General features: G+C 63.1%; 13 protein-coding genes. 5 read left to right on the forward strand and 8 right to left on the reverse strand.

Annotation, left to right across the window (positions count from 1 at the left end; translation table 11 throughout):
- Positions 1–111 precede the first annotated feature (111 nt).
- The 5 genes from FJ974_RS29965 (at position 112) to pqqE (ending at position 4,560) form a co-directional block, all read left to right on the forward strand.
- Positions 112–630 (forward strand): ferritin-like domain-containing protein, encoded by a 519-nt coding sequence (locus FJ974_RS29965; protein ID WP_140533484.1) that lies wholly within the window; start codon positions 112–114, stop codon positions 628–630.
- Positions 631–1,473: 843 nt separating this feature from the next.
- Positions 1,474–2,412, forward strand: coding sequence for a pyrroloquinoline quinone biosynthesis protein PqqB (pqqB, locus tag FJ974_RS29970; RefSeq protein ID WP_140533486.1), 939 nt, complete (start codon positions 1,474–1,476; stop codon positions 2,410–2,412).
- Positions 2,409–3,164 carry a pyrroloquinoline-quinone synthase PqqC gene (pqqC, locus tag FJ974_RS29975; RefSeq protein ID WP_140533487.1) on the forward strand — a complete coding sequence of 252 codons (756 nt, stop codon included), beginning with the start codon at positions 2,409–2,411 and terminating at the stop codon, positions 3,162–3,164. Before pqqB ends, pqqC begins: the two co-directional genes overlap by 4 nt.
- Before the next feature lie 5 nt (positions 3,165–3,169).
- A complete protein-coding gene (gene pqqD, locus FJ974_RS29980) occupies positions 3,170–3,460 on the forward strand; it encodes a pyrroloquinoline quinone biosynthesis peptide chaperone PqqD (RefSeq protein ID WP_226891689.1) in 291 nt (96 codons plus the stop codon).
- Positions 3,457–4,560, forward strand: a complete 1,104-nt coding sequence (pqqE, locus tag FJ974_RS29985; protein WP_140533489.1) for a pyrroloquinoline quinone biosynthesis protein PqqE — start codon at positions 3,457–3,459, stop codon at positions 4,558–4,560. Before pqqD ends, pqqE begins: the two co-directional genes overlap by 4 nt.
- A gap of 418 nt (positions 4,561–4,978) precedes the next feature.
- Here pqqE and FJ974_RS29990 read toward each other — a convergent pair whose 3' ends face one another.
- From FJ974_RS29990 to FJ974_RS30025, 8 genes are all read right to left on the reverse strand, one after another.
- On the reverse strand, positions 4,979–5,761 hold the full coding sequence (locus FJ974_RS29990) for an alpha/beta hydrolase (RefSeq protein ID WP_140533490.1): 783 nt from the start codon (positions 5,759–5,761) through the stop codon (positions 4,979–4,981).
- A 357-nt stretch (positions 5,762–6,118) separates the two neighbouring features.
- A complete protein-coding gene (locus tag FJ974_RS29995) occupies positions 6,119–7,825 on the reverse strand; it encodes an ABC transporter ATP-binding protein (RefSeq protein WP_140533491.1) in 1,707 nt (568 codons plus the stop codon).
- Complete coding sequence (locus FJ974_RS30000; RefSeq protein ID WP_140533492.1) at positions 7,825–8,769, reverse strand: acetamidase/formamidase family protein; 945 nt, start codon at positions 8,767–8,769, stop codon at positions 7,825–7,827. The genes FJ974_RS29995 and FJ974_RS30000 overlap by 1 nt, the downstream gene beginning before the upstream one ends.
- A gap of 120 nt (positions 8,770–8,889) precedes the next feature.
- Positions 8,890–10,515, reverse strand: coding sequence for an ABC transporter substrate-binding protein (locus FJ974_RS30005; RefSeq protein ID WP_413468374.1), 1,626 nt, complete (start codon positions 10,513–10,515; stop codon positions 8,890–8,892).
- 27 nt (positions 10,516–10,542) lie between these two features.
- Positions 10,543–11,463 carry an ABC transporter permease gene (locus FJ974_RS30010; protein WP_140533493.1) on the reverse strand — a complete coding sequence of 307 codons (921 nt, stop codon included), beginning with the start codon at positions 11,461–11,463 and terminating at the stop codon, positions 10,543–10,545.
- Between the two features lie 2 nt (positions 11,464–11,465).
- On the reverse strand, positions 11,466–12,314 hold the full coding sequence (locus FJ974_RS30015; protein ID WP_140533494.1) for an ABC transporter permease: 849 nt from the start codon (positions 12,312–12,314) through the stop codon (positions 11,466–11,468).
- Between the two features lie 8 nt (positions 12,315–12,322).
- Entirely contained in the window at positions 12,323–12,907 is a 585-nt protein-coding gene (locus tag FJ974_RS30020; RefSeq protein WP_140533495.1) for an ANTAR domain-containing response regulator, read from the reverse strand.
- Positions 12,904–14,043 (reverse strand): transporter substrate-binding protein, encoded by a 1,140-nt coding sequence (locus tag FJ974_RS30025; protein WP_140533496.1) that lies wholly within the window; start codon positions 14,041–14,043, stop codon positions 12,904–12,906. The genes FJ974_RS30020 and FJ974_RS30025 overlap by 4 nt, the downstream gene beginning before the upstream one ends.
- Between the last annotated feature and the right edge of the window lie 210 nt (positions 14,044–14,253).

Genomic DNA, 14,253 nt, shown 5'->3' on the forward strand with positions numbered 1-14,253 from the left:
CCTTCCGAACGCGCTGTTTTCAACACGACGATCTTGTCGGAACTTCGGGTCCCCGTGGGGATTAGGAAAGAGCGCGGCAGGCGCGCGATCGCAACCGCAAGGAGCCTAAAAATGCCGAAGAAAGCTTCATCCGCGACCTCGAACGGCTTGGAAAGCCTCTTCCTGGACGGACTCAAAGACCTCTATTACGCGGAAAAGAAAATCCTGAAGACATTGCCAAAGCTGGCGAAAGCAGCACAGTCCGAAAAGGTAAGCGCCGCTTTCGAAAAGCACCTCAAGGAAACTGAAGGCCAGGTGGATCGCCTGGAGCAAGTCTTCGAGATGCTCGGGAAGCCGGCCAGGGGCAAGACCTGCCCGGCTATTGACGGCATCATCGAGGAGGGCTCGGAAATCCTCGAGGAGTACAAGGACGAACCGGCGCTCGACGCGGGTCTGGTAGGCGCCGCACAAGCGGTCGAGCATTACGAAATCGCGCGCTACGGCACGCTGATTGCATGGGCCGAAGAGCTCAGTCTCAAGGATGCTCTCCCGCTGCTCCGCCAGACCTTAAAAGAAGAGTCCGACACCGACGAGGCACTCAACGCTCTCGGCGAGAACGATGCTAACCGGCGTGCTCTGCAGGCGGCCTAGAGCCACCACGGAGTTGCAGCGGTCCTGCCGCCGCAGGACCGCTCACGCGAAATTCTAACTGGCGGCCCGATGGCGTTGAAGTCTGTACCTTCTCTGACAGCGGCCCGCGTTCAGCCATTGACCATAATGATGCTGGTCGCTGAAGCTATCGTCGCGACCTCGTAAGGCAGACCGGCCGCTCTGCCTGACTTGGTCGCGCTTCACATCGCCGCCATCGGCGCTGTGATGGCAGGCGGCGAGCATCCTAATGCCGGCTCTGGACGCCTCGGTATTCTTCTGACGGCGCGACATTGACGAGAGCTCGCGAATTGCTCGGGCGCTGTTTGCGATCACTTTTGGGTTTGGTGCAGCAACTCAGCGTGCCGCTCTTCTTGTCGAGATCAACGAGACCGAGTCGCTGGTGACCTACGTGATCGCCACGCTGGACGGGCGGAGAAACTGGACAGGTGATGGAGGAACGAAATGAAGCTTAGGAACGTTGTACCGTCCAAGTTGGTTTTGTCATTTTCTGAGGCCACTGGTGCCCATCCTCAGGTGACGTAAAAGTCATTGCATCGACTGCAATGGCATCAACGGCGAGACCGGCCGGTTCGGCCGGCAGAAGAGGAGAATGCGATGAAGAAGACCTGGAAGAAACCGACCATGCTTCAGGTCGCCGCTGGTTTCGAGATCTCCCGCTACCTGCCCGCAGAAAATCCGCCCAAAAAGTAGGCTGCTAATCTGCATCTCCCTTTCAACGGAGGCATGCAATTCCTGCCATAAGCTCGGCCGTAACTGGAAACTTGGACGCGCCAGCGTTTGCCGCCGTGAATTTCCTGCCGGTTTAGGCCTCGGACCATTGACATGCTCGTGAAGATCATCGGATCGGCGGCGGGAGGCGGCTTTCCGCAATGGAACTGCAACTATCGTCTGAGCCGCGCGGCTCGCAGCGGGATGAGGGGCGTGCAGCCACGAACCCAATCATCGATTGCCGCGTCGGCTGAGGGGACAGGCTGGGTTCTCTTCAATGCGTCGCCCGATATCCGCCAGCAGATTGCGCAAACGCCTGAACTCCAGCCCTTGGCCAATGCGCCGCCGCGCTCGACGCCGATCCGCGCCGTGGTGCTGACCAACGCCGACATAGACCATATCGCCGGCCTGCTCAGCCTGCGTGAACGACAGCCTTTCGCAATCTATGCAACGCCACAGGTGCTGGCGGCGCTGGAGGCCAATTCGATTTTCAACATTCTCGATCCAGCGATCGTGCCTCGGCGCATTCTGGCGTCAACGGACGAACTGGCGATCTGCGATGCGGGTGGCCGCGAGACTGGCCTGGTCGTTGACAGCTTTCCTGTGCCCGGGAAAATCGCGCTCTATCTGGAGCAAAGGAGCGATCCCGGCGCCGATTTCAGCTCCGACACGGGCGACACGATCGGCATCCGTGTCAGCGGAGCCGACGCCCGCGGCGCCGTTTTCTACGTTCCGGGCTGCGCGCGCATCGATGCCGCGCTGCGCACGCGCTTGGCCAATGCCGCCTGCCTTATGTTCGACGGCACGGTCTATACGGACGATGAGATGATCACTGCCCGCGTCGGCCAGAAAACCGGCGCGCGCATGGGGCACATCGCAATGTCGGGAGAAGCTGGTTCAATTGCCGGCTTGGCCGATGTGAAGATCGCTCGCCGTATCTTCGTCCACATCAATAACACCAATCCTGTTCTCGACGAGAATTCCGCCGAACACGCGGCGGTCAAGGCGGCTGGCTGGGAAGTCGCCAGCGATGGGATGGAGCTGGAATTTTGAGCGATTTCCACGACGCGGTCCGCGGCGGCCTGTCGAAGAGCGAGCTCGAGGCCGTGCTGCGGCAGGTCGGCGATGAGCGCTATCACAACCGCCATCCTTACCATCACAGAATGACAGGCGGCGCCCTGTCGAAGGCCGAAATGCAGGCCTGGGCGCTGAACCGCTATTGCTATCAGGCCGTTATTCCGCGTAAGGACGCCATGATCCTTGCACGTGCCGAGGATCCAGTGTTTCGCGCCGCCTGGCGCAAGCGCATCGAGGACCACGACGGCCAGGACGGCTGCAGCGGCGGCATCGCGCGCTGGCTGCATCTGGCCACCTCGCTTGGGCTCGATGCCGAAGCGGTCAGGAAGGAAAAGCTGGCGCTGCCGGCGACCCGTTTCGCCGTCGGCGCCTACCTGTCCTTCTGCACGAACCGTACGCTGCTTGAGGCGGTCGCATCCTCGCTGACGGAGATGTTCTCACCGCGCATCATCGGCGAGCGAGTGCCGGCGATGCTGGCCAGATACGACTACATCACGGAGGATACGCTGGCCTATTTCCGCCGGCGACCCGAACAGGCATTACGCGACGCCGAATTCGCGCTCGCCTACGTGCTGGCCCATGCCGATACCGCCGAACGCCAGCAAAACGCGATTAATGCGCTGGTGTTCAAATGCGACATACTGTGGGCGATGCTCGATGCGCTCCAGCATGCCTATGGCGCGCCGGGAAACATACCGCCCGGCGCCTTCCGCCCGCAGCCAGGCTAATGACGATGCTGCGCGAAAGAGCTATCGTGTCGTTGCGGTCGCAGCCGTCGCTGCCGAAGCATGTGCGCATCCAGTACGACCCCGTGCGGCAGGCCTTCGCCGTGCTTTCGCCGGAGAAAGTCTTCTGGCCGAACGAGGTCAGCCTCGACATTTTGCGCCGCTGCGACGGGCAGTCATGCGTCGGCCACATCATCGACGATCTTGCGGCCGACTATGACGCCGATCACGAGGCCGTGGCGGCCGACGTTATCGCCTTCCTGCAGGAATGGTCGGACAAGCTTTTGGTGAAGCTATGAGCGAGCCCATTCTCCCTCCGATCGGCATGCTGGCGGAACTGACGCATCGCTGCCCCCTGCAGTGCCCTTATTGCTCCAACCCTCTCGAATTGCTGAAGGCCAATCGCGAACTCGACACGCAGACCTGGCTCGATCTCTTCTCGCAGGCCGCCGATCTCGGCGTCCTGCAGGTGCATCTTTCCGGCGGCGAACCGACGCTGCGCCGAGACCTGGAGCAATTGATCGCCGGGCTCTCGGCGCGCGGCGTTTACACCAACCTCGTCACCGCCGGTATCGGCATTGCCGAAAGCCGCATCGAGGCCTTTGCCGAAGCCGGGCTCGACCACCTGCAACTGAGCTTTCAGGGCGCCCGTCCGGCGACCACCGACCGTATCGGCAACCACAGCGGCAGCCATGAAAAGAAGCTGGAGACGGCACGCCGCGCCCGCGCGGTCGGGCTGCCCCTCACAATCAATGCGCCGGTCCATCGGCACAACATCGAGGAAGTGCCGGAATTCATCGACCTGGCCCTCTCCTTGGGTGCGGAGCGTCTCGAAATCGCCAACGTGCAGTATGCCGGCTGGGCGCTGGCCAATCGCGATATGCTGATGCCCGAGCTTGCCGCGATCGACCGGCAGGCCGACATCGTCACAGCCGCGCGCGAAAGGCTCACCGGCATTATGAACATCGATTTTGTCACGCCGGATTATTTCGCAACCTATCCCAAGCCATGCATGGGCGGCTGGGCGCGCGACGCATTCATGGTAGCTCCGGACGGTACTGTGCTGCCGTGCCACGCCGCGCAGACGATTCCTTCGCTTCGCTTCGAACGTTTTGGAGCGAGGTCGCTGGCCGACATCTGGGCCGAGTCAACCGCATTCAATGCCTTTCGAGGCACGGAATGGATGCAGGAGCCATGCCGAAGCTGCGAGCGGCGTGAGATCGACTGGGGCGGCTGCAGATGTCAGGCCTTGGCGCTTGTCGGTGATGCCGCTGCAACAGATCCGGTCTGCATCAAGTCAAGGGCACACGCGCGCATGGCTGTGCTGGTCGATGAAACTCAGCGCAACGAGAACGAAGTCATCTATCGCCGGATAGGAGTCGTGAACGAAATCGCGTGACATTGATCTCACGGACGCCAGGGATGATCTCTGCAACCTACAAGGATCAGCCAGAGAACTACGCGAAAGGAACGATTTTCTGACACGGATTACGCATTGCTTATTCCCTTGGGGCCGCCGCTGTACACCTCGTGGGGACCCCTGCCTCCCGGTTGTACCGTCCACACATCGTGTGGGTGTATCTCTCCACCTGGAATTCAGTTGTGGCGCTGCGATACTATCGCTTTGAAGCATTACCGGCTCCATTTTTGCGGTTCCTCTGGCAAGGAACGACTGGCAGTCGGTCTTTCGGCGGTCTGAACCGGCCAAATTGCACAGACGTGATGAACGTGGGCGAAGCACGTTAAAGTCGGCCGTCACCGGTTCCGCCGTTCACTACGGGCCGCGCTGCCACGTCAACCAAGGCCCCGAAACTTCCTTAGGCGCTCTGCCTCCCCGCGGCTTCCAGGATCAGATGAGCAATCTGATGCGGATGAGAGATAAGCGACAAGTGGCTTGCCTTCAATTCTATGGTCTTTGCGCTCATGCGCTTTGCCATGAAGCGCTCCAGATCCGGGTTGATCGTACGATCCTCGGTCGAAATGGCGTACCAGCTTGGCTTCGAGCGCCAGGCCGCCTGCGTTGTCTTCCCGGCGAAAAGCTTGTCCGAGATCGGTGCCTGGACGGCATACAGGATGCGTGCCTTCTCGCGAGAAATATCACCGGCAAAATCGCGCAGGAAAACCTCTTCGCTGAGCTTGCCAAAGCCTCCTGTCCAAACGAGGCCGGCCGAAGCGGGCGGCGCCGGAAAATTCTTGGCGAGCGCCGTGTAGTCCTCGTCGGCGTCAGGGGCACGCGCCGCGACATAGACGAGCGAGGAGATCTTTGGATCTATTCCAGTCTCGGTGACAATCATGCCGGCAAAGGAGTGCCCGACAAGGACCGTCGGTCCATCCTGAAGCGCGATTGCTCGGCGCGTTGCCTCGATGCCTGCCTCTAGCGTGGTCAAAGGATGCTGGACAGCGGTCGCGTTGAGGCCGGCTTGCTGAAGAATACCAATCACCTCCGACCAGCATGAACCATCGGCGTATGCGCCATGCACCAGGACGACATTGCGAATTTTGGATCCGGTCTGGGCTCGCGCCTTGTGAGCGCCGGTCAGCAGAGTTGCTGCCATTCCAGCGGCGAGTGCCCTCGAGAACGTACGCCTTGTTATCATGATGTGGGCTCCTTTGGGAGGTTGACTGACTCGATTTAAGTCGCATCGAAATTCCAGCGAGCCGCAAACGCTTGCCGCTCATACCAACCTTCGCGGTTGGCCGAGACTTCGTTACCGCCGTCACTGCTTCGTGATGTTGCCTGTTTTTTTCGATGAGAGGCCTGTTCACGATCACGTCGACAATCGACCCCGTGCTTCGACTGTCGTCTCTCGTCATGAGCCCAGCCGCCGCTCGGTGCCGAGCACGAGGCGATGCGCATCGTGTTGCTGGTAGCGGAAGAAAGGCCTAGGGGATGAATCCGTCGGCAGATAGGAGCATCGCCAAAGCGCTTTTACTGCGGTAGCGCAAAGGTCCGTTTCCTACCTTTCTCGGCCAACCCGGTTGTGGGGAGTCGTCACGCGTGGGTCGGGTATGGGCACGGCGGCGATCAGCTCGCGTGTGTAGTCCTCGCGCGGTGACGTCAGCACCGCGCGGCGAGTGCCGGCCTCAACGATGCGGCCCGCCCGCATGACGGCGACATCATGGCTCATGCGCTCGACCACCGCCATGTCGTGCGAAATGAAAAGATAAGAAATCCCGAGGGTCTCCTGTAGCTCCAGCATTAGGTCGAGCACGCGCGCCCGCACCGACACGTCGAGCGCGGCAACGCTCTCGTCGGCGACGAGCAGCTTCGGTTCGAGCGCCAACGCCCGGGCGATACAGATGCGCTGGCGTTGGCCGCCTGAAAATTCGTGCGGATAACGTGATCCATGATCCGCAGCGAGCCCCACGCGCCCAAGCAGCGATGCCACGCGGTCGCGCCGCTCCTCCCTGGTGCCGATACCGTGGATGACGAGCGGCTCGGCGATTGCCGCGCCCACCGTCATGCGCGGGTCGAGCGAGGCATAAGGATCTTGAAAGATCATCTGCGCGGCGCGGCGCACCGGTCTCATCGCGCTGGCCGAGAGGCCCTGAACGGATGTGCCGCTGATGATCACCGAGCCACTGAAAGGGACAAGGCCCAGCACAGCCTTGCCGGTGGTGGACTTGCCGGAGCCGCTTTCGCCGACCAGGCCGAGCGTGCGGCTCGCCATTATGTCGAAGGAGACATCCTGCACCGCTGGCGCGGCCGGGGCGAGGCGGCGGAAAAAGCTTGAGGAGGCGCCGTAGTCGACGACGAGATTCCTGACCGAAAGCACCGGAGCGGCATCCTTCGGCGCAGGTGGCCGAACGGTTGCCGTGACCCGAGGCGGCGTGTCGGTCCCCGCGAATGCGCCGAGGCGCGGCACGGCCGCGAGCAACTCGCGCGTATAGTCTGCCTGCGGCCGCTCGAAGATGTCGAGCACCGAACCCCTCTCGACGATGCGTCCATCGCGCATGATGGCCACGCGGTCGGCCATCTCAGCCACGACGCCCATGTCGTGGGTGATGAGGATGATGGCGGTGCCGAATTCTCGCTTCAGCTCGCGCATCAATTTCAGGATTTGCGCCTGCACGGTCACGTCGAGCGCCGTCGTTGGTTCGTCGGCCAGAAGCACCTTCGGCCGGCACGACAGCGCCATCGCGATCATGACGCGCTGGCGCATGCCGCCGGAGAGCTCGTGCGGGTACTGTTTCATGCGCCGCGCCGGGTCGCCGATGTGCACGACGTCCAGCATGTCACGGGCTTTTTTTTCGATACTGGCGCCTTCCGCGCCCTGATGGACCCGGATCGCCTCGATCAACTGCGCGCCGATGCTGTGGACCGGGTTGAGCGAAGTCATCGGCTCCTGGAAGATCATTGCGATCTCGCCGCCGCGCACGTCGCGCATCGCTCGCTCAGGCAGGCGAGGAAGGCTCGCGCGTCCAAGCCTGATGTCGCCGCCGGCGATGCGCAGCGACGTGCGCGGCAGCAGGCGCATGATCGAAAGCGCCGTCACCGACTTGCCCGAGCCCGACTCTCCGGCAAGGCAGAGCGTCTCGCCCGGCGCCAGCGCAAGGCTGATGCCGTCGATGACGCGCCTTGCGCCCTTGGGCGTGAGCGCGTCTACCGACAAATCCTCGACGGTCAGAACGGCATCTTGCTCCCGTCGGGAATCCTCCGACATCAGCTGAAGACGATTCTTGGGAAATAGAACGAGACGACCCAGTTCGGCATGTCGACGATCTCGCTGATGCGCAGGTCGCCACAGACCGAGCACAGCATGTAGGCGTCCACGGGCTTCAAACCATGTTCGGCGCCAAGCAGGTCAACCATGCGCATGACGCTTTCGCGCGCCGCAGTCATCAAGTCCGGTCCGACGCCGGTGGTTACCTCATAGCCGGCCTCGTCGAGATGGCGGCTAACCGGCCCGGGCGTCGTGAAGCGCGGGCTTTCCAGGCACGCCTCCTTGACGAGCTCGATCGTCGCCTCGACATTCATGCGGCTCTCGATGGCTGTGCCGCAAACCTCGCCATCACCCTGGGCCGCGTGGGTGTCGCCGATCGAAAGCAGCGCCCCTTCGACCTCGACCGGCAGGTAGAGCACGGTGCCGGCTGCAACATCTCGAATGTCGAGATTGCCGCCGACGCGACGCGGCGGCACCACCGAATGCAGGCCGGGCTCCGCCAGCGCAACGCCGATCGTCCCGGCGAAGGCCTTCAGCGGCACCCGCCCGCCGGGGCCAAAGAGCGCCGGCACCATCGAGGCGGCATCATACTTCCACATGTGCAGGGCCGGCTCGCTGAACTGGTCGGCGAGCAGGCCGAAGCCGGGAATGTTGGCGGTCCAGCCGAGACCCGATGGCTCGAACCTGCGCAGCGTCAGCTTCAAAGCATCGCCCGGGCTCGCCCCCTCGACATAGACCGGTCCGGTCACCGGGTTGACCTTGTCGAAATTGATCGTCTTGACATGCTCGACCGTGGAGTTCGCGTCTAACTGCCCGCCCGAGGAATCGAGACATTCGAAATGGATGGTCGAACCGGGCTTGACCGTGAGCGCCGGCTCGAAATCTCGGTTCCAGCCGAAATGATGGCTGGTACGATGGATCGTGTAGTCGCACTTCACGCACATGGTTGCTTCTCGTTCCTGGCCAGGACCTCGACCGCCGCCCCTGCCTTGGCCATAGACGCCGGCGGCATTGTTTGAACGCCCGACGGCGGCTCAGGCGCCCGCCGCCGGGAAATTAAGCGGCTATTTCACATAGACCGCTTCGTAGTCGATGACGCGGGTTGGGTCGATGTAGATCTCGTCTGGCCCGCCCATGCGCTTGGACTTGGCCACGACGCGGCGCTCGTTGAAAACCGGAATCCAGGGCCCGTCATGGCTCTGGATGTCGGTGAATATCTGCGCCCAGGCCTTGTTGCGCTCCTCGGCCTTGGCCGGCACCGGCATGGCGTCCGCGGCCTGGCCGCGGGCATCGATGTCCTTGTTGCAGTACCACGACCAGTTCCAGCCGCCGGCGACGGCGCTGCCGCAGCCCAGGATCGGGCCATAGAAGTCGGACGGGTCCGGGAAGTCGGCGATCCAGCCCAGGCCGCCGGACCAGACCATCGGCGCCTGCCCCTGCGTGCCGCCAGCGGCGATGACATTGGGATTGGCCACCGCCTTGATTTCGGCCTTGACGCCGACGGCCGCCAGATCCTGCTGGATCGCCTGCGTTATGCGCGGCTGCGGGTCTGTGTTGGAGGTGTAGATCTGGGTCGAGAAGCCGTCCTTCAGCCCGGCTTCGGCGAGCAGCGCCTTGGCCTTTTGCGGATCGTAGGCGTAGCCCTTGTAGTTCTGGTCATAGCCCGGCATCAGCGGCGGCAGCACCTGGCTGGCGGGCGTGGCGCGGCCGTTGATGATGCGAACGATGCGGTCCTTGTTGATAGCCATGTTGACGGCCTGCCGCACCTTGGCATTGTCGAAGGGCTTCACCTGGGTGTTGAGGGTGACGTAACTGGTCTCCAACTGCGGGCGGTCGACGATCATCCCCGCATAGTCGGGCGACTTCTTCATCTCCAGGTATTTCGCGGGCGGTATGCCGTCTCCGGCAATGTCGACCTCGCCCTTCTGCAGGCGCAGCAGCGCCATCAGCGGCTCCTGGCCGAGCTCGACTGTGAAGGAATCGATATGTGGCCGGTCCTTGATGAAGTAGTCGGGGTTCCTCTGGAAGACAAGGCGCTGACCAATCGTCCATTCCTTCAGCGTGAAGGCGCCGCTGCCAACCGGGTGCTTGCCGAAGTCGCCATTGGCGGCTTCCACAGCCTCCTTCGGCACAACGGAAGCGAAGTTCAGCGCCAGCACGTTGAGGAACGTGGCGTCGGGCTGTGACAAGGTGAACTTGACCGTGTGGTCGTCGACCGCCGTGATGCCGTCCATCATGCCGGCGGTGCCGGCGGTCATCTTGTCGGCACCGACGATCGAGTGGAAGAAGCCCGCGCCCGGGCCTTGCGTCTTGGGATTGACGGCGCGCTCGATGGACCATTTTACGTCCGACGCCGTTACCTCGCGACCGTTCGTGAACTTGACGCCGGGGTGAAGTTTGAACGTGTAGATCTTGCCGTCGTCGGACACGTCGTAACTGTCCGCAAGCGATGGGCCAAGCTCCGTCGTGCCCGGCTTGTAGTCGACCAGACGGGAGAACAGCGCGTTGATCATCGACCAATTCTGCCAGTCATAGCCGATTGCCGGGTCGAGAGTGGCGATGTCATCCTTGTAGGTCACAATGATGTCGCCGCCATTGGTCGGCGTGTCAGCGAAGGCCAAGCCGGCGGGCACCAGGGCCGAGGTGGCGAGCAGAGCCGCCAGTCCCATTCTTTTGACGAAGTCGCTCATGAGTTCACTCCTCTGTTGGTTTGTTGGTTAGTGGCTGCGGATGCGGGGGTCGACGAAGGGGGCGATGAAGTCGGCGAGCAGGTTGCCGAGAACGATGGCCAGCGCCGAGACCAGGGTGACACCCATGATGATGGGCACGTCGACCTGCTGGATGGCCTGCCAGGCAAGCTGGCCGATGCCGGGCCAGCCATAGACGGCCTCGACCACGACCACGCCGCTCATAAACTGCCCGATGTCGATGCCGACCATAGCAATGATAGGCAAGAGCGCGTTGGGCAGCGCGTGGCCCAGCACGACGCGGCGGCCGCTGAGACCTTTGGCGTGAGCGGTGCGCACATAGTCCTGTCGCAGCACCTCGATCATGGCGGAGCGCACCATGCGCGCGTACCATCCGGCGCCGAGCACGCCCAGCGTGAGCGCCGGCAGCACGACATGGCCTGGCGTGCCGAAACCGGACATGGGGAACCAGCCGAGCGTGGCGGCAAAGACATATAAGAGCAGCAGCGCGACGACGAATTGCGGCGACGACACGCCGACGAAGGAAAGCATCATGATCGCGCGGTCAACAAAACCGCCGCGCCAGACCGCGGCGATGATGCCGAAGGTCAGGCCAAGCGCAACCTCGACGACGATGCCGGCGGCCATGAGAACCAGCGTCGCTGGCAGCCGCGCCAGGATCAGCGGCAGGACCTGCGTTTTCTGCGTGTAGGAGCGACCGAGGTCGCCATGCAGCAGCCCGCCGACATAATGCAGGAACTGGACGACGAGCGGCTGGTCGAGGCCGAGCTCATGGCGAATGGCGGCCACCATCTGTGGTGTCGCGGAGCGGCCGGCGATCAGGACGGCCGGATCTGCCGGCAGGCAATAGAGCAGCAGGAAGGTAATGGCGGCGACGCCGAGCAGGATCAGAACGGCCTGGACAAGACGCCGGGCGAGAAAGATGGCCATCCTCACAGCCTCCCGCGCAGCGTCGGGTCAAGAATGTCACGCAAGGCATCGCCGATCAGGTTGAATGACAAGGCTGTGGCGAGGATGATCGCGCCAGGGATGAACACCAGCCAGGGCGCCTCCTGGAAATAGCTCTGGCTTTCAAAGATGATGTTGCCCCAGGAGGGCTGTGGCGGCTGCACGCCGATGCCAAGGAAGGACAATGTCGCCTCGAGCAGCACCGTGGTGGCTATGCCCAGCGTGCCCCAGACGATCGCGGTCGGCATCAGGTGCGGCAGGATGTGGTAAAGGACGATGCGGCCGTTGCCGGCGCCAAGCGAACGCTCGGCGAGGATGAAGTCGCGCTCCACCAGGCCGCGCGTTTCGGTGTAAACGATGCGGGCGACCTGGACCCAGTTCACCAGGGCGATGACCATGGCGACGATCCACAGGCTGGGCTTCAGCAGCGCCGCCAACGCGATCGCGAGCAGCAGTGCCGGAAACGCCATCATCAGGTCGGTGAAGCGCATCAACAGATTGCCGGCGGTGCCGCGAAGATAGCCGGCGAGCAGCCCGACCAGGAGTCCGATCGCGACGGCAACGCCGTTGGCGACCAGACCGATGATCAGGGACGTGCGGGCACCGAACAGCACGCGGGCAAAAAGGTCGCGGCCGAGCGTATCGGTGCCAAACAGATGGTCAGCGCCGGGCGGCAGCGGCGCGCCTTCCAGCGACAAGCCGTCGGCAAGCTGGTCGTCCGGCGAGAAGTGCGCGACCCATGGCGCCAGGATCGCCGCCAGCAAGACGATCACGACCACTGTCAGCCCGAACAGGGCGGAGGGACGACGAATAAGTTCACGCACAACCCGCATGCCAGATCCTAGATTGCCCGGGGCACAGGCTCGTGCCCGGCGAGGATGGAGGCGGCGACGTGCTCGATACTCAGCCGCCGCTGCATGGCGAGGCGGCACAGTGTGCGATAGGCGCTGGTCTCATCGCCGCCCTGCGCAGCCACGATACTGCGCATCGCGTCATAGACTATCGGTCTCAGCCGCAGGCGCTCCTCCAGGCCGGCCATGCGCGCTCTCACGGCGGTGCGCTCGCGATGGGCGTGCGTTGCGAGCACGAGTCCCGGGTAGACCGAGGAGGCCACGATGGGTTTTGCCAAAATCGCGCCGGCGCCCTTGGCTAGAGCCCAGGCGATGCGGCCCGGCGCTTCGGAACCCAGCAGCGCAACCACCGGCACGGGGGCATCGTCGCCCTCCCATGGCAGCAGATCGTCCCATCCCTGGTCGGCATCGACCAGAACGATCTCGCTCGGCATCGCGGCAAGGTCGAGGGGTTTCCACTGCACCTGCGCAGTGACGCCAAGCCTTTCGAGCTGGCGCTTCAGCCGGGAGATATTGTCGTCACCGCGATGCAGGATCGCGGCGCGCCAGGAAACGAAATTCGGCGTGCGCGTCATTGCACGAGCCTCAGATGCGGAGCTTGCTGGCTGGCAAGCGTGCCGACAAGGTAAGGGTCGGCGACGATCGCGCCACGCGAAGCGATGATATCGAAACCGGACTGGGCGTTGATGCGGCCCAGATGGAAAGGTAAGGCGGCATGATTGGTTCGCGGGTCGATGGTGAGGGATCCGAGCACGGTCTGGCGAGGCCGAGCATGGAGGAGCCCGCGCAGGCTGGCGGGGTCGTCACGGTTGGCCTCCGACACGGCCTCGGCGCAAAGCTTCACGGCGGCATAGGCTCCGGCGAAGAAACTGGACACGCGCCGCCCGGCGCCGAAACGGGCAGCGACGCATTGCCTGAAGGTGCGATTTTCGCGCGACGGCAGACTCTCGAAATAGGAGGCTGCCGAGAGTTGGCCGACGGCTGTGCCGGGCTCGATCTCGCCGAGCTCGCATTCCGTCAGATCACAGCTCAGCACCGGGCAGCGTTCCGGCGCGAAGCTGGGATCACGGTCTGCCAGCCGGCGAACGGCAGCAAGGAAGGCATAGCTTGAGGGGCCGATCATATTATTCAGGATGAAGTCGGGGCGGTGGCGCTCCAGATCGGCGATCAGCAGGCCGACATCGGTCTCCTCGATCGGCAGGCAGCGCTCACCAAGCACCTCGCCGCCGGCGCGCACCAGAAGCTCGCGCGCCAGCCGGTTCATCTCCCAGCCCCAGACATAGTTGGCGCCAGCGAGATAGACACGCATGCCATAGCGGGGCAGCATACAGTCGAACAGCGGCATGAGATGCTGGTTGGGACAGGCCCCGGTGTAGATGACGTTCTCGTTGGCCTCGAAGCCTTCGTAGGGGCAAATATACCAAAGCAGCCCGTCATATTTCTCGACCAGCGGGATGACGTCCTTGCGCGACAGCGAGGTGATGGTGCCGATAACATTGCGGCAGCCCTCGTCGCGCAGCATGGTACGGATCAGATCCAGGTAGCGCTCTGGCTGCCCGGCAGGATCGCCGAAGACCGGCTCGATATGGACAGGGCTGCCGGCTTTCTCAAGTTCCTCAATGGCGAGCTCGGCGCCGGCGCGGCAGTCGCGGCCGATCGCCCCGTAAGGACCGGTGGTCGAATAGAGGATGCCGACCCTGAACGTCTTCACCCGGACCTCGAAAAACAAAAGCCCCACACGCACCCCATGTTCCCATGAGACGCGGCGGGGCCATACTGCCCTTGCCCGGCCTTGCCGGACACGATTTTTATTACGCGGGAAAATATGCGCTGCCGAAATAGAACACGAGCAGGCGCACGCTTGTCAACCTGCTTGAATGGGCTGTAACGGCTTAGGCCGGCTCACGAAACGATTGGCTTC

It is taken from the genome of Mesorhizobium sp. B1-1-8 (assembly GCF_006442795.2).
Lineage (GTDB): Bacteria > Pseudomonadota > Alphaproteobacteria > Rhizobiales > Rhizobiaceae > Mesorhizobium.

Coding starts and splice junctions, on each gene's coding strand:
- FJ974_RS29965 (WP_140533484.1), top strand. CDS start 112: ATGCCGAAGAAAGCTTCATCCGCGACCTCGAACGGCTTGGAAAGCCTC.
- pqqB (WP_140533486.1), top strand. CDS start 1,474: ATGCTCGTGAAGATCATCGGATCGGCGGCGGGAGGCGGCTTTCCGCAA.
- pqqD (WP_226891689.1), top strand. CDS start 3,170: ATGCTGCGCGAAAGAGCTATCGTGTCGTTGCGGTCGCAGCCGTCGCTG.
- pqqE (WP_140533489.1), top strand. CDS start 3,457: ATGAGCGAGCCCATTCTCCCTCCGATCGGCATGCTGGCGGAACTGACG.
- FJ974_RS29995 (WP_140533491.1), bottom strand. CDS start 7,825: ATGTCGGAGGATTCCCGACGGGAGCAAGATGCCGTTCTGACCGTCGAG.
- FJ974_RS30000 (WP_140533492.1), bottom strand. CDS start 8,769: ATGTGCGTGAAGTGCGACTACACGATCCATCGTACCAGCCATCATTTC.
- FJ974_RS30005 (WP_413468374.1), bottom strand. CDS start 10,515: ATGAGCGACTTCGTCAAAAGAATGGGACTGGCGGCTCTGCTCGCCACC.
- FJ974_RS30010 (WP_140533493.1), bottom strand. CDS start 11,463: ATGGCCATCTTTCTCGCCCGGCGTCTTGTCCAGGCCGTTCTGATCCTG.
- FJ974_RS30015 (WP_140533494.1), bottom strand. CDS start 12,314: ATGCGGGTTGTGCGTGAACTTATTCGTCGTCCCTCCGCCCTGTTCGGG.
- FJ974_RS30020 (WP_140533495.1), bottom strand. CDS start 12,907: ATGACGCGCACGCCGAATTTCGTTTCCTGGCGCGCCGCGATCCTGCAT.